The sequence below is a fragment of the Algoriphagus halophilus genome, assembly GCF_900129785.1.
GTDB classification, from domain to species: domain Bacteria; phylum Bacteroidota; class Bacteroidia; order Cytophagales; family Cyclobacteriaceae; genus Algoriphagus; species Algoriphagus halophilus.
Genome location: NZ_FSRC01000001.1, coordinates 1,623,052 through 1,649,353, shown reverse-complemented (window position 1 = coordinate 1,649,353; position 26,302 = coordinate 1,623,052). Strand labels below are relative to the sequence as shown.

Annotated in this window: 17 protein-coding genes; 12 read left to right on the top strand and 5 right to left on the bottom strand. The window is 36.9% G+C overall.

Annotated elements, in window-relative coordinates; translation table 11 throughout:
* The first annotated feature begins 2 nt into the window (after positions 1-2).
* From BUR11_RS06965 to BUR11_RS06950, 4 genes are all read left to right on the top strand, one after another.
* Positions 3-1,013 (top strand): S41 family peptidase, encoded by a 1,011-nt coding sequence (locus BUR11_RS06965; protein ID WP_159439209.1) that lies wholly within the window; start codon positions 3-5, stop codon positions 1,011-1,013.
* Positions 1,014-1,130: 117 nt separating this feature from the next.
* Positions 1,131-1,310 (top strand): hypothetical protein, encoded by a 180-nt coding sequence (locus BUR11_RS06960; RefSeq protein WP_074224062.1) that lies wholly within the window; start codon positions 1,131-1,133, stop codon positions 1,308-1,310.
* A 158-nt stretch (positions 1,311-1,468) separates the two neighbouring features.
* On the top strand, positions 1,469-2,290 hold the full coding sequence (locus BUR11_RS06955; protein ID WP_074224061.1) for a DNA adenine methylase: 822 nt from the start codon (positions 1,469-1,471) through the stop codon (positions 2,288-2,290).
* On the top strand, positions 2,262-4,619 hold the full coding sequence (locus tag BUR11_RS06950) for a DGQHR domain-containing protein (RefSeq protein ID WP_074224060.1): 2,358 nt from the start codon (positions 2,262-2,264) through the stop codon (positions 4,617-4,619). Before BUR11_RS06955 ends, BUR11_RS06950 begins: the two co-directional genes overlap by 29 nt.
* Here the strand turns inward: BUR11_RS06950 and BUR11_RS06945 are convergent.
* The 5 genes from BUR11_RS06945 to BUR11_RS06925 form a co-directional block, all read right to left on the bottom strand.
* Entirely contained in the window at positions 4,603-5,685 is a 1,083-nt protein-coding gene (locus tag BUR11_RS06945) for a DGQHR domain-containing protein (protein WP_074224059.1), read from the bottom strand. The two genes, BUR11_RS06950 and BUR11_RS06945, sit on opposite strands and share 17 nt — an antisense overlap.
* A gap of 8 nt (positions 5,686-5,693) precedes the next feature.
* Positions 5,694-6,251, bottom strand: coding sequence for a hypothetical protein (locus BUR11_RS06940; protein WP_143185868.1), 558 nt, complete (start codon positions 6,249-6,251; stop codon positions 5,694-5,696).
* Between the two features lie 603 nt (positions 6,252-6,854).
* A complete protein-coding gene (locus BUR11_RS06935; protein ID WP_074224057.1) occupies positions 6,855-7,532 on the bottom strand; it encodes a 4'-phosphopantetheinyl transferase family protein in 678 nt (225 codons plus the stop codon).
* Positions 7,529-11,728: a non-ribosomal peptide synthetase gene (locus BUR11_RS06930; protein WP_074224055.1), complete on the bottom strand. Its 4,200-nt coding sequence runs from the start codon at positions 11,726-11,728 to the stop codon at positions 7,529-7,531. Before BUR11_RS06930 ends, BUR11_RS06935 begins: the two co-directional genes overlap by 4 nt.
* Positions 11,729-11,739: 11 nt before the next feature.
* Complete coding sequence (locus tag BUR11_RS06925; protein WP_084560884.1) at positions 11,740-12,969, bottom strand: HupE/UreJ family protein; 1,230 nt, start codon at positions 12,967-12,969, stop codon at positions 11,740-11,742.
* Between the two features lie 140 nt (positions 12,970-13,109).
* Here BUR11_RS06925 and BUR11_RS06915 point away from each other — a divergent pair, with 140 nt between their 5' ends.
* The 8 genes from BUR11_RS06915 (at position 13,110) to BUR11_RS06880 (ending at position 25,913) form a co-directional block, all read left to right on the top strand.
* Positions 13,110-14,183 carry an ornithine cyclodeaminase family protein gene (locus tag BUR11_RS06915; protein ID WP_074224051.1) on the top strand — a complete coding sequence of 358 codons (1,074 nt, stop codon included), beginning with the start codon at positions 13,110-13,112 and terminating at the stop codon, positions 14,181-14,183.
* Between the two features lie 127 nt (positions 14,184-14,310).
* On the top strand, positions 14,311-16,551 hold the full coding sequence (locus tag BUR11_RS06910) for a TonB-dependent receptor (RefSeq protein ID WP_074224049.1): 2,241 nt from the start codon (positions 14,311-14,313) through the stop codon (positions 16,549-16,551).
* A gap of 4 nt (positions 16,552-16,555) precedes the next feature.
* On the top strand, positions 16,556-17,701 hold the full coding sequence (locus BUR11_RS06905; protein ID WP_074224048.1) for an acyl-CoA dehydrogenase family protein: 1,146 nt from the start codon (positions 16,556-16,558) through the stop codon (positions 17,699-17,701).
* Positions 17,698-19,230, top strand: coding sequence for an amino acid adenylation domain-containing protein (locus BUR11_RS06900; RefSeq protein ID WP_074224046.1), 1,533 nt, complete (start codon positions 17,698-17,700; stop codon positions 19,228-19,230). Before BUR11_RS06905 ends, BUR11_RS06900 begins: the two co-directional genes overlap by 4 nt.
* 21 nt (positions 19,231-19,251) lie before the next feature.
* The gene (locus BUR11_RS06895) at positions 19,252-20,013 is read left to right on the top strand and encodes a phytanoyl-CoA dioxygenase family protein (RefSeq protein WP_074224045.1); all 762 of its coding nucleotides are present in this window, start codon (positions 19,252-19,254) and stop codon (positions 20,011-20,013) included.
* The gene (locus BUR11_RS06890; protein WP_074224044.1) at positions 20,013-20,240 is read left to right on the top strand and encodes an acyl carrier protein; all 228 of its coding nucleotides are present in this window, start codon (positions 20,013-20,015) and stop codon (positions 20,238-20,240) included. Before BUR11_RS06895 ends, BUR11_RS06890 begins: the two co-directional genes overlap by 1 nt.
* 7 nt (positions 20,241-20,247) lie before the next feature.
* Positions 20,248-24,366 (top strand): non-ribosomal peptide synthetase, encoded by a 4,119-nt coding sequence (locus tag BUR11_RS06885; protein WP_143185866.1) that lies wholly within the window; start codon positions 20,248-20,250, stop codon positions 24,364-24,366.
* Positions 24,367-24,446: 80 nt separating this feature from the next.
* Positions 24,447-25,913, top strand: a complete 1,467-nt coding sequence (locus BUR11_RS06880; protein ID WP_074224042.1) for an SLC13 family permease — start codon at positions 24,447-24,449, stop codon at positions 25,911-25,913.
* Positions 25,914-26,302 lie beyond the last annotated feature (389 nt).

Below are 26,302 nucleotides of genomic sequence, written 5' to 3'. Positions count from 1 at the left end.
AAATGAAAAATTATTATAAAGTCCTTTTTGCTTTACTAATTCTCTCAGCAATGGGTTGTGAAAATGCATTTTTCGAACCAGAGCCAGCCAATAATCCAGAAGATATATTTGAAAATTTATGGAGCACTTTTAATTCGGAATATGCACCATTTGAGGAAAGGGGAGTGGATTGGGACCAACAATATGATATACATCGTCCTCAGGTTAAATCGTCCACGACGAATGAAGAATTGATAAACATCATTAAAAGCATGCTCCGGTCACTGGATGATGGTCACGTATCATTTACCACCCCAAATTCTGACGTCTTTTATTCCAACCGTATAATTGATCAAAGAATAGATGATGGTTTATTTGATCTAGACCTAATTAAGAGCAATTACTTGCAAAACGATTTCTTGAAAAGTGGAAACGGCCTAAATACTTATGGTTGGCTTGGAAATGTAGGGTATTGGCATATCAAAGCAATTGGCATAAATATGTTTGACATTAATAGCATCCTTGATTATTTCGCTTCTGCTGATGGGTTAATTGTAGATATGAGACACAGTTCAGGTGGAAATTTCACCTATGCATTTTCTGAATTTGGAAGACTTACAGATGAGGAGCGTCTAGTTTTTAGTTCAAAAACAAAAAATGGCCCAGGTAAAAATGACTATACTGAATTATACGAGTGGAGTGTGTATCCAAAAGGAAAATATTTTAATAAACCCATTGTTTTAATTACAGACAGATATACAATTAGCGCTAGTGAAAGGGCAACCATGGCTTTTAAAGCGCTTCCGAATGTTACCCATGTTGGAGACACCACCAATGGTGCAATTGCCACAAAAATTGGCAAGGAACTGGCGAATGGATGGTTCTACTCTCTGGTGACACAAAAAACGTATTTTAAAGATGGGAAAACATTTGAAGGTGTTGGAATACCTCCGGAGATTTATGTTAAGAATACAAATTCTGAAATGGCTGCCGGCCAGGACAAAACCTTGGAGAGGGCTTTAGAAGAATTTTAGGAATTTTTATTGTTAAATACCTTGAAGACTCTTGAAATTATGGAAAATCATATTGGTTATTTAATGTCTGCTTTTATAATTTAAACCATGTTTTTTGCTTTAGGGACGTCCCCGTAAATGGCATTTCCATTTATGATGGGATCCTGTGCTTACCATATGCCAGCAGCATCAATTCGATTTATACGTGAGGGTGCTTTTAATAAAAAGGCCGGTATTGCCATGGCAATTCCAGGCATTGTAGCGGTACTAATAGCCGCTTTGGTAGTGAAGTCCTTACCTTTAGATATTCTCAAATGAGTGGTAATCGTGGTAATACTGTATACTTCTGCGGTTAACATAACTTAGAAAAAATTGAGGAATGATTTATTAGATGTTAGAAATATAAAATGGCTCAATATTCTAATTTTAGTTGTTACATTAGAGCTTTAATCTTATAATAATTCTAAAGAGGATAAATGAAACCATTTTTAAGATGGGCCGGCGGAAAAAAATGGCTGGTAAAACATATCGATTCAATCATTAATTTGAATCATTTTAAAAATTACCATGAATTATTTCTTGGCGGTGGATCAATCTTTTTTCACCTAAATCATACCAATCAGGTTTTCTTATCAGATTTAAATGGCGACTTGATTAATACCTATTTACAGGTAAGAGATAATGTTGAGGACGTCATTAATCACCTTAATACATTTACAAATAGCGAGGAATTCTACTACCAAATAAGACCGATTCAATTTAATGATCCAATTGAACAAGCTGCTCAGTTTATTTATTTAAATCAAACGTCATTCAATGGGATTTATAGGGTAAATCTTAATGGAGTATATAATGTTCCATATGGTCGAAGAACTAAAGATTTCATCCAAGCAGATTTATTGCGAGACGCATCTCTAAAACTTCAAGGTGTTCAACTTGCGACTGGACCATTCTATGATTTTGCTGATGAAATTACAGAAGGAGATCTTGTGTTTCTTGATCCACCATATACGATCACGCACAATAATAATGGCTTTATTAAATACAATGAACATCTATTTTCGGAAGAAGATCAAAGAGGATTGTCGACATTCATACAACAGATAATTGATGCGGGAGCATATTATATTCTGACTAACGCTGCCCATCACGATATACAGACAATATTCCACCATAACCCACCTATAACTCTATCTCGAGCAAGTTTGATTGGGGGAAAACAGGCAAAAAGAGGTAGATACGAAGAGTTTTTGTTCACCAACATTGAAAATGAGTTTATTGAAGCAAATAGATATTGATCAAGTAAAATCTAAACTTACTGATGATTTGTCTCAGTTAGGGAAGATTTATAAGTCAAAAAGAAATGCCAACCTTACCCTTTCAGTCGATCACAATTTGGTTGATGGCTATCTAAAAGAAGGTTGGGAGATTCAAAAGGAATTAAAGACTAAGACAAGGTTAATTAAACCTAAGTCACACTCGAAGAAATTCGAAGATGATGTTTGGTGTCAACTGTATGAGCTTGGTTATAGATATCTTAATTATGATGATAGCTTCAAACTACCTTATGGAAAAGAACCTGAAGACCTTAAGCAAATCGACGTTATAGCCATTGACAAGGAAACAGTTATCCTAATTGAGTGTAAGTCAAGTGAAAAACCACGAAAGAGTACATCCTTAAAAACAGAGTTCGAAGGACTAGAGAAAAGATTAGATGGTTTCAGAAAATCAATTGATCAAATTTTTGGCAGGGGTTTAAAGGTAAAATACATTTACGCCACAAGGAAAATAAGGATCGACGAAGAAAGTATAGAGATTGGAAGATTGTTGAAAACCAACTCATATTATTATAACGATAATACCTTTGGTTATATAAATAGCTTAATCAAGAATTATAAGGATGCTGCTCATTATCAGTTTCTTGGAATGCTTTATAAGGATCAATTAATTAGTTCTGAGAAGATTGAAGTTCCTGCAATAGAAGGAACAATGGGTAAAAAGACCTATTTTATGTTTTCGCTCGAACCACACATTCTTTTGAAAATGGGTTTTGTTCTTCACAGAACAAGAGCTAATGAATCTGAAATGCCTACTTATCAGAGGCTCTTAGTACCAAATAGGTTAAAGGATATAACTAAATTCATCAATGAAGGCGGATATTTTCCCAATTCCGTCATAGTCAATTTTACAGAAAGAAAGCATAAAATACACTTTGAAGGGTCTTCTAGATCTGGGGATTCTCGATCAAGGTATGGTATGCTTAAAATTCCAAATGCCTATGCTATAGCTTATATAATTGATGGACAACACAGGTTATACGGATATGCAAACTCTGATTTTAAGCTAAGCAATACAATTCCTGTAGTAGCCTTCAGCAAGTTAGATTCAACTGAGCAACTTGAGATCTTCATGGATATTAATGAAAATCAAAAAGCAGTTAGTGCTGACTTAAGATTAACACTGGAAGAAGATTTATACTGGGATTCCGATAGGGCTGATTCAAGGATTAAAGCATTAAGATCAGCTATAATTAATGAGTTATCCAATTCGGTAAATGCACCACTATACAACAAAGTAAGTATTGGTGAAGACAAAGGTATGCTTTCATCAAAACCAATAGCAACCGCACTTTTGAAGTCTGGTTTGTTGCCCTCTGCTAGAGGAAATAAATATAATGCTGAAACATCTCAGGCTTGCTTATATGATATTCATAATCATTCACATGGTGTTGAGATGAGGCGGGCAAAGAAGAATGTTGTGCAATTTCTAAACTTATGTTATTCATACATTGAAGAAGAGTATCCAGATATCTTTGAACGTGAACAGTATTTCATTCTTTCCAATAGAGGATCTTATGCTTTTATTAACTTAATCGGAAGTCTTAATTATTACGAAACTGTTGAGACAAAAAACCTTAATTTAAAATCAACGCCAGCAGAAAGGTTTGGGACCTTGAAGCCCTATTTTGATATTTTGATTAATGGATTACGGAATTTGCCAGAGGGAGAAGAGGATCAACTTTTAAGCAAATATGGTACAGGAGCTGATGTTCTTTGGTTTAGGACCTTTCAAACAATTATTAATAACTCCGTCCATGATTATGAACCACCTGCTCTAATAGACTGGAAGGAACGTCAAGACAAGGATCTTCAAGATAGAGGAAGAGAATTCGTAATTGAAATAGAGAAGTATATGAAGCATACTGTGTTGGGAAAAACTCACCAGTTATTTGGGGATAATTGGGAGCTTGAAATCAATAGCATTAAAAGAGAATGTTTGAAAAGAGCTGAAGAAGAGAATGAGAAGAATTATAAAGAGGGATTAAAGAATACAAATAATCATTGGACTGAAATGTTTCATATTAATGATTACAAATCAATTATTTTGAAATATTGGACAAAAAAAGATGAAACAGATCCGGCCTTCAAAACTTTCGAGGAAGAATTTTCATTTGATATAGGAACCGGTTTCAATAGCAAGTCTGAAAAAACTAAATGGATATCTCACTTTAATTCATTAAGAAACCTGTCAGCTCATGAAGGTACAAAGGAAAAAGGATTGAATAGGGAAGAGGTTCAGTTCTTAGAGAATTTATTTGACTCCATTGTAGTTAAACAGAATTCTTAACCTTATTAAATGCTCCCAATACAAAGTCCTCAATTTTCTTCTCACCAATACTTCCAGGATTAAATACTTCCTTAGTAAGAGGAGTATCATTTAAGTCAATCTTCATCTGATTAAAAATGACTTTGAAATAATCTTTTCTTAGATTTTTGGTTTCAAAACCATGCTTTAAGATTGGAATAATTGCTTTTTTCATTAGGCCAATGTAACCAGTAGTTTTTGACAAAATAAATTCATTATGATTCACCCATTCATCAGGCCATACTTCCTCAATTGCACCAAAAATATTTTTAAAAAGTGTTACTAATCCCTTTAGATTGTAGTCAATTAGATATGGTCTTAAGATACAATCCTTATCATAATTTAGTAAAAATTCAGAATATGATTTTTTCCTCATAATATCTCTATCTCTTAATGGATTTTTGGAAAAATGAGGTATGAGTGTTTTTATAAAAGTCCCTTGTGATAAACTCTCACTATCGTTTGTCTTTGTACCTAACATTTTTATACGGCCCTCAAAAGGAGAGTTATCAAAGTTTAACGTTCGAGCTAAGGAATGCAGCAGGGTAAACGGATCTTTTGAATCTGAAACACCAAAAAGATCATAAATCACCGATGAATTCACCTTTTGCTGCTTTCCATTTATTGTTGCGAAAACAAAAGCTTTTTGTTCCTCAGTTGGTTCCAACATAACTAAACAAGGCAAGTTGAATTGATTAATAACATCAACACCATATTTATCCTTAGCCAAATCAAGCCCTAAAATCCTATGCTGACCATCAATTATTTCAGCTCTTCCAACTAACTCGATTTCATTGTTTTGAATTTTATAGTCAGATTCATCAAGAGCTATTACAATTGAGGTGGGGAAACTACTATCTGAAGTATTAACAAATTCTGCAATTTCCTTCACTCTTAGACTGCTAAATTGCCGTTGATTTCCTTCCCCTTTATCTCCCGTATATTCTCTTCTATTAATGGAATAGATATTAAGCAAATCTATTGCAGGAATTACGCAAAGTAAGAATTCACCAATTGGTTGCTCGACTGATATAAATTTATAAATCATAGTTCTTTTTAGTTATCAGTTGGCAAAGGGTTATCATCATCAGAATCACTACTTTCTTCAATTTCACTATTTTGCCTATTTACATATTCATCAGCAGATAATTCCCAATTAGTCTCTCTAAAGCAAAAAAGATAGGTTGCTAATCCAATCGAAATTACTCCAAATAAAATTATTGAGTAAACAAGGAGTTTTGGAGTATCTATGCTATTTATATCCAAAGATTTACCATATAAATAGACATTTATTGTAAAGATTAAAATTGTAAATCCAAATGTGATTGATTTCAAACCTTTTGAAAGCTTCGATTTACCCTTAGGTTTTACATTAAAGAGATTACTTAATCCTTCTACCAAAATAACGATTGAAAAGGTTGAGAGTGAGCCACTCAAAATGATATTGTTAAATGGTATTTTTCGACACTCATTGACAAATAGGTTGTCAATAAGAGGCATCCAAATTCCAAGTAAACCAAAAGTTACTAGAAGAATTAGCCATGAGATAAACTTCCACCTGTCTTCAGAGATTGTTACAAAGGGTAGAATAAACTGGTTATATATATTTTTCATAGCAACATAATTCAGTATATGCAATATAATAACCATTTAGTTATTATTAATTCTAAACTGCTATGAATTCAGTAATATTATACCAAGTAGAATCTAATGGACTTTCAAGCAAGCTAGTCTGACTGAATAGCAAGCCATACGTTGGGTAGTAGCTAGAAGCTTTATTCTCTCAAGATCTTTTATATACTTTTATCAATCAAAATAGTATTAGCCAAACGGCTTGAGGGCGTCAAGCGAACATCAAACGAAAATCAATCTACGATTGGATGGATCCGGAAAACATAAGTTTCATAAATTTATTGACAGGAGGTTCCTAAACGTTGAGAATTCAATATTTGGGATAAACTTGTCCATGCTGGTTGAGGCGCTGGCCTGAGCGGCTACTTAATATAACGTCTAATTATATAACAACATAATTAGAAGCACTGCACCAAAAAATCATCAATCATAAATGTGCACGTCAAAGTCCAGCTCTGCTGGTTAACAAAATATCAATATATATTCTAAGCTGACAGAAATTTGTCAAACAGCGCAGCAGTAATAAAAATTAAATTTGTTATATAATTTATATTATGTTAAATAGAAAATGAAATACCATTTCCATTAGCCTCTGTACTGCTTATACTCTATTTCCAAGTGGTTTCCCTGTACCACCACCCCAATTCCAAAATTGGGAAGCCAATTGCTATAAATACAGCTCAACGATTCAAATGGTTGATCATTGGTAACTGCCGGAATCTCCAGCCTTGGTTTCTCCATGGTATCTTTTACCAACACTTGATCTAGTGGAAATGTCAAACCTTTCCCAACTAATTTGATGTATGCCTCCTTGATACACCATAACCTGAAAAAAGCTTCGGATTTTAATTTGCCCTTGGAATTTTGAATCAATGAGATTTCCTCAGAAGCAAAAAAATGGTTTGAGATGAGCTCTGCTTCAATCTCCTCATCCAAGAATTCTATATCTACACCAACTTCTGATTCATTCGAGAAACCATACAGCACGCAGTCTTTGGAATGTGATATGTTAAAAAAAATTTGAGCTTTAGGATTTTCTACATATGGCTTTCCAAGAATCGTTTGATTAATAACTATTTCATTAGGTTTTATGTCAAGATACTCGGATAGTAATTTTCTCAAAATGCTTCTTCGTTTGAGGAACCGCATTTTTAACTCAGGCCGAACAAAACGATCTGCACGCTCCATTTCTTCTCTTGCAAGATCCCTCCCATCCTCTTCGGGCACCTCATCCAGTTTGGCAAGCCATAAATCAACTTTCATGAATCCATCGTTTTCTTTTCTTCATCCCATTTTTTGAGATTCCGTACAATTGCCTCATTTAGTTGGCCCGCATAAGGTTCTCGCATCAATTTAAGATGTGGTCCTTGAATTTTCTCACGATCCACGATATTCAATAAGGGATCCCATTCATAAGTATGTTTAAATTCCCTGGGTGTGGTTATAAGTAAGGTATCACAGGCTATTTTTTCAGGCTTATAAGAGAGTAAATACTTTTTCAATAAGCCTGTATCTTGAATCAATACAGGAGGTTTAGGATCTTTTCTTACCTTTTTACGAACTTTTTCCAGCAATTGCCCCGGATTCTTCCAGTAGTCCAAATAGGTAAATAGCTTTTTATAACCTCCTTTTCCAAATGTCCTGGATTTATCAAAAAACAGCGGCGGATCAATCATGATCAGATTTACCTGCTCCCCTGCCTCTAGCATTTGTTTAGCAATCTCGAAGGCAACTACATTCCCGATAGAATAGGATAAAATTCGGTAAGGTCCTTTGGGTTGAATCAATCGGATTTCTTCCAAACACAAACTGGCGATCTCTTCAATATTCCTTGGGACGGAATTCTTGATCAATTCAGGACTTACCGATAATATACCGTAAACCGGATACTCGGCAGGCATATGCCTAGTCAATTGACTATACACTGTTTCATAATAGAATTCGCTATGAATACAAAATAGAGGCGATTTTTGACCGGTTGTTTTTATAGGAATGACCCTTCTAATATTTATTGACTCAAATTCAACTAAATGATTATTAGCAAGAATTTTCTTTGAAATATCTTGAATTGAGTCATTTATATGGATTGGATCCTTAAATGTAAAAATGGAATTTAACTCATTTTCCACCTGCTTCCACTCAAAATCGGATCCTCCATTTTTTTGGAAACTGTCCTTCACCCCAATCAATTTTTGTTTGAGAAAGGTTTCCCAAACCTTTAAAACCTCCAATTCAAGCGTGTTTTCGGGTCTCTGATAGGCTTCATGATGGATAGACTTCACCAGCGATTCCACTGTGGAATAGCGTAAAAATTGAGCTGGAGTAACCTTTATCCCAATGTCTCTGCATCTTGCGATGATTCGAATACTTTGGAGTGAATTTCCACCCATCTCGTAAAAATCTTTATTGACAGGAACTTCCTCCTCTCCCATTACATCAGCCCAAATTCCAGCAACCTGCCGTTCCAAATACGTAGATGGTATTTTTGAAGAAACGGTTGAAGCGTTTGGTTTAGCAATGGCAATGTCATTTAATGCATTCAAATCCACTTTTCCATTTGGAAGCAAAGGAAATTCCTTCAAAATGAGAATTATATCCGGCACCATGTATCGTGGCAAATTTTGACGGAAAAAACCATCTAATTCCCCCTCATTTATATTGGCATCCGATTTAATGGCCACGATTATTTGGGTATCAGATGCTCCCCCAACAATTGCTAATGCAGATTTAACTTTTGGATCACGTAGAGCTAAATCTTGAATCTCGGTCAATTCCACTCGATGTCCTCGGATTTTAACTTGATTATCCTCTCTTCCAAGGTATTCCAACAATCCATCCTTCTGGATTCGAACCAAGTCTCCAGTCCTATAAACCCTATTCCATTCCTCGGAATATGGGTTTTTCAAAAACTTAGATGCAGTATCTTCCTCGGATAAATACCCATTCGTAAGCCCCGCCCCTGCAATGCAAAGTTCTCCCGGAATTCCGATGGGACTTAATTTCTGATTTGAATCCAGTACATAAGCCAAGGTATTCGATGTTGCCAAACCTATAGGAACCCTATGAAAAGAATCTCCAGCATGAAGTTCCTGAACCGTACACCAAACCGTTCCTTCCGTTGGACCATATTCATTAAAAAGCCGTGTTGTTGGATGCTTTTCAAAGTGCATTTTTATCAAATCATTTGGAAATTCCTCTCCAGCCAAAATCACTCCCTTCAGTGCATCCCAAGTTCTGTCATTTTCCTGCAGCAAGGCTTGATACAGCGAAGGCAGCATCAAGGTATGGCTGACATCTTCTCGAGCAATGATTGCAGAAAGTGCAGCAGTGTCCAAGGTTTCATTTTGTTGCGTAATGATGAGTTTACCTCCTGTGCATAAAGACCAAAAGATTCCGGCAACTGAGCTGTCAAAAGAAAAAGAGGAAGCCAACAAGAATGAGGTGGGAGATTCCTGGTAATACGACTTTCTTGCTGCCACAGAAGAGTATAAGTTGTTATGGCTAACCAAAACACCCTTGGGTTTATTGGTACTCCCAGAGGTAAATATCAGGTAGGCATTATTACTAAATTTAAAACCCTTATTTACCTGATTTTCAATACTTTGATTGTATTCTATTAAATCAATATTTATTATTTCAAAATTATCTTTGACAGAGTCTTTTGAATCAATACAATTACGGTGAGTCAGGACAAAATTTGCTCCGGATTCTTTTAGGTATTGGAGCGTTCTTTGGTCTGGATAATCCGGGTCTAAAGGCAAATAGACCCCACCAAATCTTAAGATGGCAAGAATAGAAACCAAATAATCCACAGACCTTTCCATAAAGATTCCTATGGGATAGTTTGGATCAGCAGATTTCTCTCCTAGCTCATAAGCAATTACTTGGCTTTTTAGATCAAGTTCTCCATAACTTAGTCGTTCAGAGCCGCAAACCACGGCAATCTGATCCTTTTTTTGGATTAAACTATCTAGGATCTCAGTGAGCACAGTTCCATTACCTTCTGGTAAAAAACCATGACTAAGTCCAGAAACCAGAAATTGGTTCTCTTCTTCAGAAATCAGGGAATAAGACTCTATTTCCAGGTTAGGATTCTCGCAAACACCCTCCAACAGCGTTGTAAAATGTTGGCACAAGCGTTCTGCAAAAACAGGACTGAATAAATCCCTACTAATTTCTATTCCAATTTGATATGCACCAGCTTTTAGACCAAAATGATGTAGCGTCAGATCAAATTTGGAGACTTCTAAATCCAACACTTCAAAATCTACCGATAGACCATGGTTTTGAAATGGATTCTCTCCTGCGGAATGTCCCACAAACATGGCTTGAAATAAAGGATTGTAGCTTTGATCTTTTGCTGTTTGTGAATTACTAACCAGTTCCTCATAGCTCGGTTTTTGGGTAGATATGGCCGCCAAAACATCATTTTTGATTTCTTTAAGCAGCTCGGAAAACAATTTCTGCTTTTCCAGGCTTGCTTCAATTACCTGGGTATCTACAAAATACCCAACCATGGATTTAAACTCTTCTTTATCTCGATTGAACACTGGTATTCCTACTGTTACCTGTTCACTTTTTGCATACCTACCAAGCAAAATCTGAAAGCATGCAAGGAAAAGGTTAAAGTCCGTAGTTTGAAAATCTTTGACGAGCTTCCCTACTTTATCAGTGAAATTTTTTGGCAGGGAAAACCGGATGATACTGCCTTGGTAACTTGGACTGGCCGGCCTTGGAAAGTCCAGCGGCAGATCTAAAAATGAGTCCGAAGGCGTAGGAATTGACTTGGATTTGGACTCTGATTCAGGCAATTCTCTTTGCCAGGACGTATAATCCTGATATTGAAGATCATTTTCAGGTACCGAGAAGTTTGATTGTTGATTATTATTGGAAATCTCAACATAGAAATCAGCAAAATCTTCTCTCAATATGCCCATGGACCAGGCATCGATAATAATGTGATGGAAGGTAATGCCTATCAAATATTGGTCATTGAGGTGGCAAACTCCCACTCGAATCAAAGGATCTGTTTCTAGCCTAAAAGCTTCACTAGCCAGATTTTTAAGCCAGTTTCTGGCATCCGATTCGTCCTGATTATCCTTTGCAAAATGAAGATCAAAACTTTTTCCCCGTCGAAAAACCATCACAGGCTCCTCTTGGAATACAACATAATTGCTTGCTAAAATCTGATGCTTGGCAACTAAACTTTCCAGGGCTTTACTAAAAACTCCCTGATCAAAAGAGGATCCATGAAAATTCCAGATCTCTGAATAATTATATACAGGACTTTCAGGATTCTTTTGATAGACGAACCAAAGGCGCTGTTGAGCGACTGAAAGTGGATAGTGATCTGATAGGCTAGCTTTTGGAATTCGTTCCTCTGCTAAATTTTCAGATCCCTGCTCCTGCTCGTTAAAATTAAGCCACTGATCAAGAAGATCATCCGAATTTCCTTCCATACTCTAATCTACTAAAGGATTCCTTTTTCGAGCAACCAAGTATGAAGTTTCAAATCATATCCAAAGGCTCTTTCGATGATCCAATAAGCCGATATGGCCATCAATAAAAGGGAGAAACCGACCACGATGATATAGTATTGTTTCAGTCTACTAAGTAAGAAAAGCAGAGGAAAAGCAACAACAATAATACCCAACTGACCAATCTCTACACCCAGGTTGAATCCAACCAATGAATAGACCAGGTACTCCCCTCCTCTTGATTGTTCCGCCAAAACCGAAGCAAATCCAAATCCATGAAAGAGACCAAATACTAAAATAATAAGCCACTCTCTTTTATTTAAAAATGGGACGATATTATGAAAAGCCGCCATGGCAATGGAAATGGCAATAATGGATTCCACTAACCTTGAAGGTAGGTTGATCAATTCTAAAGCTGCTAAGCTTAAAGTCACAGAATGAGCAAGAGTAAAAATTGTAATGATTTTTACTACAGATATAAAAGCAGTCTTAAAACTTGGCTGAGGATCAAAATCATTGTAAGTGATCCCAAACCATTTCTTTTTAGGAGCATTTTTTGGTTTATATACAATCACCGAGGGAATCAGTAGGGCTATCAAAAACAAGATATGGTCCAATCCGATCCAAATATGGTAAATCCCGGATTTTACCATTGCCAAAAAACCAGTTAGAACTGATCCTTCCTCAATATCAAGAGTTTGATTTGGAGAGGAAGTACCAAAGATTAAAGATGGCAAAGATTCATTGGCTAACACACCCGTTTTCCAGTTTCGCTCAATATGAAGTAATGATTCATGATTGCTCAACTCTTCTACAAAAATCTGATCATAAACATCTAAATTGGAAGGAACAGGATTCATATTTTCCATCGAAAAATTAAATAACAGGTAATCATCACCGTCTTTTAATTCCAACAAACCTAAGTCTGTGAAAACCATAGCATGATCTCCTTGGGAAGATGTAAATTTGAGGTGACTGAGTATGTATTCCCGCATCCTTAGAACTTTTGGGTCATTCTCATCAGGAACTACTCCTGGTCCGATTTCAAAACCAAATACTTTTGCGATATCGCTTTTCCTCAGCTCAACCCTACAATCCATTTTACCTTCGTAAATACTTAGATAAATAAAATTTTGATTGGGTTTATGGGCCTCTACCCTAGCAGCTAGTGTAAATAATAGAAAGAATAAAAAACTTGTTCTGATTAATTTGGTTGTTGACATGTATCGAAGAGAATTAAGGATTATTTGGGTTAAACAAACTTTTAATTTAAAAGTTATCAAACTTGTGCATTTAGATAGGCAAAAAAATGAATTGACACCTTAATTCAAAATAGTATATTGGGTATTGATTAACTTAAATAATGAAGAAAAATCAAGAAAGTATCATCATAGACAGTAATGCTGTCAATAAGATTATAACAAAAATTGGGTTAGACAGAGTAATGGATGACCTGATTTCTGAATTAGAAAAATCACTTAAAAATTACAGTGAAGAAGAAACTGAAGTACCCATTCGATCAGGATTTAATTATAAAAAACCCTTTTTAGGTTTAGTAGAATGGATGCCAATCATGAAGAAAGGGGAAGAAGTTTTGATTAAAGTGGTGGGGTATCATCCTGAAAACCCAGACATTTTTAAACTGCCTACTATATTATCTACTATTTCTTCCTATGATGCTCACACGGGTCATTTAAATTTTTTAGTAGACGGTGTTTTGCTTACAGCTTTGCGAACTGGTGCCTCTAGTGCAGTTGCCAGTAAAATGATGGCAAATCAAAATTCAAAGACACTTGGCATTATTGGATGTGGAGCTCAATCGATCACCCAGATTCACGCTATTTCCAGATTGTTTCCAATTGAGGAGATTTTAATATATGATACCGATCAAAGCTGCATGCATAGCTTAGAAGATCGACTGGCTCCCATCAATCTCAGAATCTCACCTAAACTCTCTAGCATTTCTGAAATTTTGGAAAAATCGGATATTGTGTGCACTGCTACCTCTATAGCTCCAGAAAAAGGCCCACTTTTTATAGAGTTTAATTCAAAACCACACCTTCATATTAATGCTGTGGGAGCGGATTTCCCAGGAAAGTTTGAACTCCCAAAGTCACTTTTGAAGAAATCTTTTGTTTGTCCTGATTTTCTCGATCAAGCAGTTGTCGAAGGCGAATGTCAGCAATTGGAACCCTCTGATATTGGTCCCTCTTGGATTGAATTAATCCATAATCAAGTTTTGATAGAAAAGTACCAATCTGGAATTAGCATATTTGATTCCACAGGATGGGCATTGGAGGACCAGGTGGTGGCAAATTTATTTGCCAAATATGCCCATGAATTAAACCTAGGAACCAAAATGAATATTGAGTCTTACAGTTCCGATGAAAAAAATCCATATGGAATGATTCATCATCTAATTAATGTAGCTCAATAGGTATTCAATTTTATTGAACTAATTATTAATTTTTTAAAACAAAATCTCCTTTAATGAAGTAAGGTTTCAGAAAATATTTCATTTCCCCTTGTGAATTGATTTTCAAGCCAGCTTTAAATAAATTTCTATGATTAAAATAGTACTCTCCACCGTTGTCCTATTTACTTTTACAGTAATTTTTGTAAACGCCCAAGCGCTTAAAGGCCGAGTTTTAGACCGAGCAAGTTCCCCAATAATCGGAGCCTATATTATTCATATTGCCTCTGAACATCACGCTCACACCAACGAATCTGGTTATTTTGTGCTCCCGGGAGTTAAAGATGGAGATTCCCTTCAAGTAAGTCATATAGGATACGAACCTCAGATAATAGTAGTAAGTAATCTTTCAAGAGAGGTTACTGTGCGGATGGATGAAACCGCTATTGAACTTGGAGAGGTAGTCTTTAGTCAAGAAGTGAATCCAGTTAATACCCTTTCCCGAATTGATCTTAAAACAAATCCGGTAAACACATCTCAGGATATATTGAGAAAAGTACCTGGGTTATTTATAGGACAACATGCCGGAGGTGGTAAAGCTGAACAAATTTTCTTGCGTGGATTTGATATTGACCATGGAACTGATATAAATATCACGGTCGATGGAATGCCGGTCAACATGGTTTCACATGCGCACGGGCAAGGATATTCAGATCTACACTTCTTAATACCGGAAACAGTGGAGCGAGTAGATTTTGACAAAGGCCCCTATAATGCCGATAAAGGGAATTTTGCTACTGCAGGCTACGTAAACTTCCAAACCAAAAGAGGTTTGGATAAAAGTTCTGTTTCGGTACAAGGAGGAAGCTTCAACAGTGTCCGTACGGTTGGGCTTTTTAACCTAATCAATGACAAGAAAAACAATGCCTATGTCGCGGCAGAATACTTGGCAAGTGATGGTCCATTTGAGTCCAGTCAGAATTTCAACCGATTAAACCTAATGGGGCGATATGGTCTAACATTGGAAGACGGAAGTGATATCAGCTTAATTGCATCACATTTTACCAGTAAGTGGGATGCTTCAGGTCAGATACCGGTTCGTGCGGTACAAAGTGGACAGATCACCAATTTTGGAGCTTTAGATGATACAGAGGGAGGTTATACGAGTAGAACAAACATTGCTCTCAATCATACCAAGCTAATTAATGATCGATTATTTATTAAGAACAACGCCTACTATTCTACTTATGATTTTGAGCTATTTTCAAACTTTACATTCTTCTTGGAAGATTCTGTAAATGGTGATCAAATCCGACAGCGCGAAAACCGGGCGATTTTTGGAGCAGAAAGTCAGCTTACTTATAGCAATACATTCAGTGGGGGTGAATATGCACTTCAAGTTGGTGTAGGACTTAGAAATGATGATATCCGTGATAATGAATTAGCCGGAACAAAAAACAGAGATAGTGTTCGGTTTGTCACTCAAAGAGGTGACATTACTGAGTCGAATTATTACAGTTATGTAAATTTTGATCTTTACTTGAAAAAGCTACGGATCAACCCAGGAGTTAGAGTTGATTATTTTAATTATTTATACCAAGATGATCTCACTCCTGAATATGATCCCCAATCTTTATCAGCTGCCGTAGTAAGTCCGAAACTTAACTTCATTTATACGGTCAATGAAGACGTACAAGTATTTTTAAAATCTGGCATTGGCTTTCACTCAAACGACACTCGTTTGGTATTGGAAAGGCCTAATAATGAATCCATACTTCCCAGAGCATTTGGGGCTGATTTAGGGGGTAACTTTAAGTTATGGCCAAGATTGATAGTAAATGGGGCGCTTTGGTATTTAAGGCTTGAACAGGAATTTGTTTATGTAGGTGATGCCGGCATAGTGGAAGCGAGTGGAAGAACAGCAAGAAGAGGAATAGACTTGGGATTACGATGGCAAGCAAACAAATGGATCTACTTTGATGGCGATTTTACCTATTCTTATGCTAGAAGCATAGATGACCCTGAAGGAAATAATTTCATCCCATTGGCACCAAGAATTACTACCACAGGAGGATTGAGTTTTGAAAAGGATGGTTTTGCAGGAGCCCTACGAGCCAGATATTTACAGGATCGTCCTGCTAATGAAGACAATAGTGTTGTCGCAGAAGGTTATACCGTATTGGATATGAACGCTAGCTATACTTTCAATGCATTCACGTTTGGTTTTTTCATAGAAAACCTGCTTAATACAGATTGGAAAGAAACTCAATTTGATACAGAATCTAGAATACGACTTGCAAATGGAAACCTCGAACCAAGTCCGGTTAATGAAATTCATTTTACTCCTGGTACTCCATTCAATTTTAGAGGTTTTGTGAAATTCACATTTTAATTAAATGGATTTTAGCTGGAGCAAAGAACAAATAGAATTAAGGGAGAAAGCCAAGGTTTTCTCAGAGAAAAATCTGAATAAAGATATTTCTCAAAAAGACCGTAACAATATATTTCCGGAGGAAGAGTGGAAGAAATGTGCCGATTTTGGAGTGTTGGGTTGGCCTTTTAAAAAGGAATACGGAGGAGGTGGTTTTGATCCTCTTACCACGGTGTTAATGCTCGAAGGACTAGGCTATGGAAGTAAAGACAATGGTCTACCCTTTTCTCTCAATTCCCAAATTTGGAGCACCCAGGTAGCAATCAATGCATTTGGAACAGAGGAACAAAAGCAAAAGTATTTGACAAGATTGATTTCAGGTACGATTGGAGCTTTTGGAATAACCGAGGAAGGCTCAGGTTCCGATACCTATGCCCTGGAAATGACTGCTGAGAAAGTGGAGGGCGGATATATCCTAAATGGGGAAAAGCATTACATCACCTTGGCCCCTATTTGTGAAATAGCAGTTGTTTTTGCTACCACCAATGTAAAGTTAGGCAAGTGGGGTATTACGGCTTTCATTGTGGACAAAACCATGGAGGGCTTCACTAGTAGTGAGGTTCGGGATAAAGTAGGAATGCGAACCACACCGATGGGAAATCTCTATTTAAAAAACTGTTTTGTTCCGGATGAAAACCGATTGGGAAGAGAAGGCTCAGGATTAAGCCTCTTTAGTTCGGCCATGGAATCAGAGCGGGGTTATATTTTTGCGAGCCAAATAGGAAGAATGGAAAAGCAATTGGAATTATCAATTGCTTACGCCAACGAACGCAAATCATTTGGGCAAAGCATTGGTAAATATCAATCCATTTCCAACCGAATTGCCAATATGAGATTGAGGCTTGAAACCTCAAAAATGCATCTTTATAAAGTCGCTTATTTGGATAAAAATGATTTGCCTTTAATTCGGGAAGCTGCCATGGCTAAACTATACATCAGTGAAGCTTTTGTAGAATCCAGTCTGGATTTCATTAGAATTTTTGGGGCCAAAGGAGTGGTTACAGAATATGAAGTAGAACGTGATCTTCGAGATGGATTGGGAGGATTGATATACTCTGGTACATCAGATATTCAAAGGAATATTATTGCTAAATTGGATGGATTACTATGAATTCTACTAGTCAACTGTTAAGTGAACTCATCGCAATTGGAGCAAAAGAGACTCCGAACAAAATAGCTTTTAAAAGCGCTGAATCCCAGATCAGCTATCAGGAATTAGAATCGAGAAGCAATCAACTAGCAAATTGGCTTGTAGAGAACCAAGTAAAAAAAGGAGACCGTGTTGGGATTCTAATTGAGAAAAATGTGTTTACAGCCTATGCAATCTATGGTATCTTAAAAGCGGGAGCTGTTTTGGTGGCTTTGGACCCAAGCCAACCTAGCGAAAGGCTTAATACAATTATTGCAGATTGTAATATCAAAATAGTTCTCACCATCCCCTCTCACCAACGCATTATAGATCAGATTGATACCCAAAATTTACTAGTGGTAGGATCACATCAAGGCGTTTCTTGGGATACCATCTTTCAATTAGCAAGTAATCCCCCTTTGGATTTAGATATTGAGCCTAGCGACCTTGCTTATATCCTGTATACTTCGGGCTCAACTGGAGAACCAAAAGGAATTGTCCATACCCATTCAAGCGGAATGGCTTATGCTAGACAATCTACCTTACTATATGAAGTTTCTGAAAATGATACCATTGGAAATGTAGCTTCTTTACATTTTGATCAAAGTACCTTTGGATACTTTTCAGCAATGTATGCCGGTTGTACAACCTATATTTTCAATACCAGCGAATTAGTCATGCTTGGGAGTTTTTGTGAGGCGGTTAGAGCAAATGGAATTACCATTTTGTATTCTGTCCCTTCCCTCTTCATTTCATTGATTGAAGGAGGATTTGATTTAGATTTTCCTTCGTTGAGATGGATAAAATATGGAGGCGAATCCTTTCCGCCTATCAAATTAAACGAGTTACTAAAAAAAGCTCCAAACTCGAAGATTTCAAATGTTTATGGGCCTGCCGAAGTAAATCAATGTACTTATTTTACTATTTCAAAGCCTATAGAAGCAGATAAAGAAGTACCAATAGGTCAGGTTTGGGAGAATACCAGCTATCTCATTTTGAATTCGGAAGGCCAGCAAGTTGCTCCCGGTGAACAGGGAGAATTTCTAGTTCATTCTGTAACCATGATGTCAGGCTATTGGAATAATGAAACCTTGAACCAAAAGTCTTTTTATATCGACAGAAAAGAAGGAAAAGAAGTTAACTATTATAGAACTGGCGATTATGTCTATTTGAACAAAAATAATGAGTTGGTTTTTGTAGGGAGAATGGACCGTCAAGTGAAGATTAATGGCTACAGGATTGAACTTGGAGCTATTGAACAGGTTTTAATTCAATGCCCTGAAGTAAAGGATGTAGCTGTTTTCACATGTAAATCAAATGGCATGAGAGAATTATGTGCGGCAATCGTACCAAAGGAGAAACCGTTGGACAATAATTCATTGAGAAAGAGATTAATAAAACTTCTCCCAAAGACAAGTATTCCAAAACACTTCTTTGAAGTACAATCCCTACCCCATTCCGTCAATGGAAAAGTTCATTATCGGAAGTTGGAAAAACAGTTTTCTAATTAAAATAGAGAAGTGATAGAAACTATGCTTAATCAAGAGCAAATCAATACATATCATCAACAAGGCTATTTACAGATAAGTAATTGGCTGAAGGGAAAAGAATTGGATCAGATCATTCAGGCAATTGAAAAAATTGAACAACTGGACGGACCTGAATTTTTCAGAGAAAAATCCTCTGGAAAAATCCGTACCATTTTTGCGCCTGAAAAGTTCGATTCTTCTATTCTTGCACTACTTGAGAATTCCTCATTACCGAAAATTATTGAGCAGCTTTTGAATACAGATTTTTACTTATTTCAGTCAAAACTTAACACTAAAAGTAGCCTTGAATCAGGTGTATGGAGTTGGCATCAAGATTTTAAATTTTGGAAAGAGGATGGAATGATTGCTCCAAATGCTCTGACGGTTGCAATTTTGCTATCCGATGTAGAGGTAGCAAATGGCCCCATATTAGCTATACCCTCTTCTCAAAAAGAAGGAGAAGTGGAATCGTACCTGAATAATCCTGATGGAGTACATGATGAGAATCTGAAATATATGATTACTCAAAGTACCTTATCGGAAATGGTGAAAAAATACAGTCCCATAATTCCATTTACCGGAAATGCAGGAGACATTCATATTTTCCATTGTAATTTACTCCATAGCTCTTATCAAAACATGGGAGTAATTGACAGAAAGCTATTAATGTTCACGTTCAACCCAACTGATAATATTAAAGAAGTTTCAGATCCAAGACCTGAATATATGGTCAAAAGGAACCACACAGCCTTAAATCCAAAGTAATGGTAGAAGAAATTACAAATTATATACATGAGGAAATCGATGTACTTGTCAACCAAGAAGAAGAACTATTGAGCAGTGGTTTGATTGATAGCATTACGATTATGAAACTCATTGCCCATTTGGAAGAGAGGTATAAAATTAAAGTACCACCTCAGGATATGGTGATAGAAAATTTTAATTCAGTCCTTTCCATTACAGAATATATTGCCCAGCAGCAGAAAAAATAGAAAAAGATTGCAAGTATCACCAGACTCTATTTCCAGCCTTACTGGAAGTCAGCAAAGTATTTGGGCTAGTCAAAAGCTCGATCCTAGCTCCAATTCAAACTACCTTCCCCATACATTTGAATTAAATGGTGAAATAGATCCCTATACTTTTCAATTAGCATTTAAACGCCTAATTGCAAATCATGATTGCCTGAGAACAGTTTTTCATGAAAATGAGGATTCAGTTGTTGAACAAATTGTATTACCCCAATTAGAATTTAATCTTCCGTTTGAAAAGATTTCCAATGCATCGCTTGATTCTTTCATCAAATCTCGAATTCATACTCCAATAGACCTTACTCAGAGATGCTTCGATTCCATTCTACTAAAAGTAGAAGAGGGAGTGTTTATTTGGTATTTGAATATTCACCACATACTTGCTGATGCAACGACCTTTAAAGTTCTGTTTGAGGCATTAGGGAAGGGCTATGAATCGGAATTAAAGAAAATTGAAAATGATTCCGGAAGTCAAGTCAGTTTTAACGTTTATCGGGAGTTTGAGCAGCAAAAACGAGAAAACAAAAATACCTCTGCTGCTGAATATTGGAAGTCAAAGGGACAATTTCCCGTTAAGGAGTTATCCTTTTATGGAAATCTTAAATCTGAAACCCGAACCAAGGCCAGAAGGGTAAAAATCCCTATAAGTACAGAAATCAAAGGGCTTTTAGAGGAAAAGCTAACTACAGAAGCCTATAGATCCTTCAATCCTGACCTTACAAAATTCACGATTTGGTCTACTATTTTTGCTGCCTTTATCTCCAGAATTTCAGGCGAATCTGCCTTACGGCTAGGAAGTCCCTTTCCCAACCGTAACCTCAGTAAATTCAAAAACACCGCAGGCCTGCTCATTGAGGTATTGCCCGTTGATATTCAGGTAGACATGGAAGACTCCTTTCTGAGTCTTTTTGGGAAAGTAAGGCAAGAGCTCTTCGATTTTTTTAAAAATGGCTATCCTGGTGCCCAAACTTTAGAGAGCGTTAGAGGAATTCAAACAGTAGTAAATTACATCCCCCTTTATTTTGGTGATTTTGGGGAAATTCCGACCAGAACTAAATGGCTTTTTCCAGGGCAGATGGACGCAGGTCATCGAATTCGATTTCAGGCCTTCGATTTTAATGATCAATCCAACCTTGATTATTATATCGATATCAATGAAGCCTATTTTACACCAAAACAAATAGAACTTCTCCCCTTCCACTTTGAAAAAATGATTCGGGCTTTTATCATAGATGACCAATCAAAAATCGCGGAGGTAAAACTTGTTTCAGATAAGGAGGAAAAGGAGCTAATCGAAAAGGATATAAGTGATAAGGGTAATCCGATAACTTTTGATGAGCTTATCAAACCTGTTTTTGAATGGAATTCAAATGAACCAGCTTTACTATTGGGAGATAAAACCCTTTCTTACCAAGAACTAAGGTCATTGGTAAATAAGGCCGTAGAAATACTTAATCACCAGGGAGTTAAGGAACAGGACATTGTGGTTGTACACAAAGAAAGATCCTTCGAATATATCATCTCTGTTCTTTCTATTTTAAGGCTTGGAGCCATATTTGTCCCTATGCCTGTGGATCTTCCACAAAGAAGAATGGAAGGAATTTTGGCAGATTTGAACCCTAGGTTACTAATTAGTACTTCGCTAGAATTTGAATCCTATTCAGTAATGGATATCAAGCTAGATGATCTTCTTTCTTATGAACTTAAGAACCAAGTTATAGACTTATCACATGATCCAAATCGAACCGGGTATATTCTTTTCACTTCCGGATCTACAGGAAAACCAAAAGGTGTTGAAGTTTCGGTCAGTTCTTTGGCAAATTATTTAACAGAGGCAAAAAATTTATACAGCAGAGGTCAGGAAGTACATATGCCTTTCTTTACTTCCATAGGTTTTGATTTGACCATTACATCCCTATTTCTACCATTGATTTCTGGAGGATCCATCCATATTTTTCCAGAAAAGAAAAGTGGTCCTGACGTATCTATTTTGGAGGTTATTAAGAACAGAAGTATAAACACCATTAAACTTACCCCCTCCCATGCGAGAATAATCCAGGAAACTTCCTTGAAAGGTTCGACGCTCAATACTGTGATTTTTGGAGGGGAGAATCTTGAAACTAAACTCGCTTCCAGCTTCCAAAAACTACTACCGGAAGGAGCAGAAATAATTAATGAATATGGTCCTACAGAAGCGACGGTAGGCTGCATTGTCCACAAATATGATCCGAAAGAAACAGCACCTTCAGTTCCTATAGGAAAACCTATCTCGGGATGTAATTATTACATTTTGGATGAGAAATTAAACCCGGTTCCGCAGGGCGTTAAGGGAACCTTATTTCTGGGAGGGGAAGTACTTGCCAAAGGATATTTTAATAATCCCCAGCGCACAGCCGAATCCTTTATTAAGAATCCATATCAGTTAGATCAAAGGATTTATAAAACCGGTGATCTGGTTCGTTTGAATGCCTCAGGTATACTCGAATATTATGGTAGGATAGATGAACAGATAAAATTGAATGGTGTTAGGATAGAATCAGCTGAATTGGAGATATTGATTTCCAAATTCCCTAAAATGGAGGAAGCACATATCGTCGTCGCTGATTCAAATGAGAATTTATATCAAGCACCTGATTTTTACTGTAAGAATTGTGGGATTCCATCTAATTATCCTGATGCTTCCTTTAATGAAGAAGGAGTCTGCAATTTGTGTGAATCCTTTGAAGAATATCAGAAAAATGTGGCCTCCTACTTTAAATCCATGGATAACCTGAAATCGGAGATTTTAGGTTTGGGAGAAAACAAAGAAAAAGAATACGATTGTCTGATGCTATTAAGTGGAGGAAAAGACAGTAGTTATGCGTTGGCTAAATTGGTAGAACTTGGACTTCATGTGCTGGCTTGGACACTTGACAATGGGTTTATATCTGAAAATGCCAAAGAGAATATCAATAATACGGTAAATAAACTTGGGGTTGATCATATATATGGTAGTACAGATGCCATGAACGCCATTTTCAGAGATAGTTTAGAAAGACATCAAAACGTGTGTAATGGCTGTTTTAAAACTGTTTACACCCTCAGCACTAAACTAGCCCTCGAAAAAAATATTCCAGTGATTGTGACAGGTCTTTCAAGAGGACAATTTTTTGAAACAAGGTTGACTGAAGAACTTTTCTTAAAAGATCACTTTGATCCAGCGGATATAGATCAAATCATCCTAGAGACTCGAAAATCCTATCACAGAAGCAAAGATGCTGTGAGTGAGTATTTGGATGTATCGATGTTTGAAACAGACGAAGTATTTACCAAGGTCTCCTTTGTTGATTTTTATAGATTCAGTGATGTAAGCCTTTCGGAAATGTATGCTTATCTGGAAGAAAAAATTGGATGGAGAAGACCTAAGGATACTGGCCGAAGCACCAATTGCATCATAAATGATTTGGGAATTTTTGTTCACAAGCGAAAAAAAGGATACCACAACTATGCATTTCCATATAGCTGGGATGTGCGCGTTGGTCATAAAAAGCGAGAGGAAACCATAGATGAGTTAAATGATGAGCTCAGTACTGAGGAAATTACAAAACTCATGCATGAAATCGGCATGCAGGAACAGACCATTCATTCAAAAGAAATCAGGGCCTACTTCAAAGCTTCTTCTCAGGTAGACAAAACTGAATTGATGGACTACCTGAAGTCTTTTCTTCCAACGAACATGATTCCATCTACTTTTATCCAAGTTGACTCCTTCCCTCTCACCTCCAATGGAAAAGTAGATAAACAGGCATTATTAAGAAGTCAGACTAAAAGTACTCCTACAAAGAACCAAGCTATTATAAAACCTAAAAATAAAATTGAGGAGCTTGTACATGGAACTTGGTGTTCGGTATTAAAAATGGACAGTATTGATGTGACAGATTCCTTTATTCCATTGGGTGGAAATTCCCTATCAGCGATTCGGATCGTTTCTCTTTTGAGCAAAAGGCTAAACCTGGAAATATCCATTCAAGACTTTTTTGAACAGGATACCATACGTAAACTTTCTGCATTAATAGAAGCGGAAATCAAGAAACGAATGGGTGTTGCTTAAGCGACTAATTTTGAATTTTGAGATTTCATTTTTTCCCCTGTCAAAGAATATGTGTTGAAAAGTTTTAGCTTTGAAGCTTTATGGAAATCAAGATCAAATCATTAGGGCTGTACTTGGGGCCTTTAGCTTTCGTTTTAATTAATTTTTTTGCGGTTTTTAATGGCTTAAATCCTGCTGCTCAATCCATGTTGGCGCTTGCTGCATGGATGGCCATTTGGTGGATTTCTGAAGCTTTGCCTATTGCAGCTACTGCCTTTCTTCCTTTGATCTTGATGCCATTGTTGGAAATACTTCCAATAGCAGACGTATCCGAAAATTACATGCATCCCACAGTCCTGTTATATATGGGAGGATTTTTGTTGGCCACTGGAATCGAAAAATGGAATTTGCACCGCAGGATTGCATTGAACATCATCAATTTATTAGGTACTGATTTACGCCGCATTGTTTTGGGATTTATCCTGGCCACGGGCATTTTATCCATGTGGATCTCCAATTCTGCAACTTCTTTGATGATGCTTCCCATTGGTTTGGCCGTAGTCAATCAGTTTAAAAGTCAATTGGGTGAATCCAACACCTCCATCGCAGATCGATTGGGAAAAAACATCATGTTGGGAATCGCCTATAGTGCTTCAATTGGTGGTTTGGCAACCCTTATCGGGACCCCTACCAATGCCATTATGGCTGCGGTAATCAATGATTTATACGGCTATTCCATCGGATTCAATGAATGGATGGCATTTGGATTGCCCTTAGTAGCAGTTTTATTGATGATTTGCTGGTATTACCTGGTAAGTTCCGCCAATCCCCTCCCTAAAAGTTTTAGCCTTCCTGATGGCAAAAACATCATAGGCACTCAATTAAAAGCTTTGGGAAAGATCAGTTACGAAGAAAAATCCGTGATGATAGTCTTTGGAACGGTATGTTTGGCCTGGATTTTAAGAAGTTTTGTGTTAGTCAAGCTGCTTCCTGGCATAGACGATACCATCATAGTATTGATCGGGGTGGTTTTATTGTTTATCCTTCCTTCCTCCTCTGGAGAAGATCGGATTTTGGACTGGAAAACCGCCGAACGTATTCCATGGGGTGTTCTAATTTTATTTGGTGGTGGATTGGCCTTGGCTGCCGGGTTCAAAGAAACAGGCTTAGCAGAATGGATAGGCCAACGATTTACTTTAATAGAGGGAATTTCTTTCTTCTTCTTATTATTCATCATCATTGCTTCGGTCAACTTCCTCACCGAAGTCACCTCCAATGTGGCCACTGCGTCCATGTTGTTGCCCATATTAGCTTCTGTTGCTTTTAAGCTCGATTTACATCCCTTTGGATTAATGGTGGGTGCCACTCTGGCTGCTTCCTGCGCCTTTATGCTACCTGTTGCCACCCCTCCGAATGCGGTCGTGTTCGGCTCGGGTTATTTACGGATGAAAGATATGGTAAGTGCTGGTTTTTGGCTGAACCTCATCTCCATTGTTTTGGTCACCTTGATGGTCTACTTTGTATTGCCATGGATGTGGGGAATTGACTTGATTGGAAACCCATTTTAATCGAAGATATAGAATATTAGATCTATGAACAGTGATATAAGGTTTTGGATTAACTGAATCCTAAGACTAACTATAACCACAAACTTTCAGGTTTTTAATTTTAAACTTTTCACTTTTCACTTTTCAACCTACTTCTCATTTCCGGCTTTTTTCATTATCCTTTCCATTTCCGTCCCTCATTTTCCCCATTCCGTCACATTCTTTTGTAAAGGCTTTTTAGTCCATGTATTCTTGAACCATCAATTAGAAAGAGAATTCATGAACACCAAGAAAGTCTTTTATTTGCTGATTATTCTGGCATTTATTTACAATTTGCTGATGATTAAATCATGTACCGGCATTTCAGAAAATAGGCAAGAGACTATTGTAAGTTCTAATTCAAATCCAGT

Bases quoted from the DNA above. Each gene is read 5' to 3' on its own strand.
- BUR11_RS06965 (WP_159439209.1), top strand. From the start codon at position 3: ATGAAAAATTATTATAAAGTCCTTTTTGCTTTACTAATTCTCTCAGCA.
- BUR11_RS06960 (WP_074224062.1), top strand. From the start codon at position 1,131: ATGGCATTTCCATTTATGATGGGATCCTGTGCTTACCATATGCCAGCA.
- BUR11_RS06955 (WP_074224061.1), top strand. From the start codon at position 1,469: ATGAAACCATTTTTAAGATGGGCCGGCGGAAAAAAATGGCTGGTAAAA.
- BUR11_RS06950 (WP_074224060.1), top strand. From the start codon at position 2,262: ATGAGTTTATTGAAGCAAATAGATATTGATCAAGTAAAATCTAAACTT.
- BUR11_RS06945 (WP_074224059.1), bottom strand. From the start codon at position 5,685: ATGATTTATAAATTTATATCAGTCGAGCAACCAATTGGTGAATTCTTA.
- BUR11_RS06940 (WP_143185868.1), bottom strand. From the start codon at position 6,251: ATGAAAAATATATATAACCAGTTTATTCTACCCTTTGTAACAATCTCT.
- BUR11_RS06935 (WP_074224057.1), bottom strand. From the start codon at position 7,532: ATGAAAGTTGATTTATGGCTTGCCAAACTGGATGAGGTGCCCGAAGAG.
- BUR11_RS06930 (WP_074224055.1), bottom strand. From the start codon at position 11,728: ATGGAAGGAAATTCGGATGATCTTCTTGATCAGTGGCTTAATTTTAAC.
- BUR11_RS06925 (WP_084560884.1), bottom strand. From the start codon at position 12,969: ATGTCAACAACCAAATTAATCAGAACAAGTTTTTTATTCTTTCTATTA.
- BUR11_RS06915 (WP_074224051.1), top strand. From the start codon at position 13,110: ATGAAGAAAAATCAAGAAAGTATCATCATAGACAGTAATGCTGTCAAT.
- BUR11_RS06910 (WP_074224049.1), top strand. From the start codon at position 14,311: ATGATTAAAATAGTACTCTCCACCGTTGTCCTATTTACTTTTACAGTA.
- BUR11_RS06905 (WP_074224048.1), top strand. From the start codon at position 16,556: ATGGATTTTAGCTGGAGCAAAGAACAAATAGAATTAAGGGAGAAAGCC.
- BUR11_RS06900 (WP_074224046.1), top strand. From the start codon at position 17,698: ATGAATTCTACTAGTCAACTGTTAAGTGAACTCATCGCAATTGGAGCA.
- BUR11_RS06895 (WP_074224045.1), top strand. From the start codon at position 19,252: ATGCTTAATCAAGAGCAAATCAATACATATCATCAACAAGGCTATTTA.
- BUR11_RS06890 (WP_074224044.1), top strand. From the start codon at position 20,013: ATGGTAGAAGAAATTACAAATTATATACATGAGGAAATCGATGTACTT.
- BUR11_RS06880 (WP_074224042.1), top strand. From the start codon at position 24,447: ATGGAAATCAAGATCAAATCATTAGGGCTGTACTTGGGGCCTTTAGCT.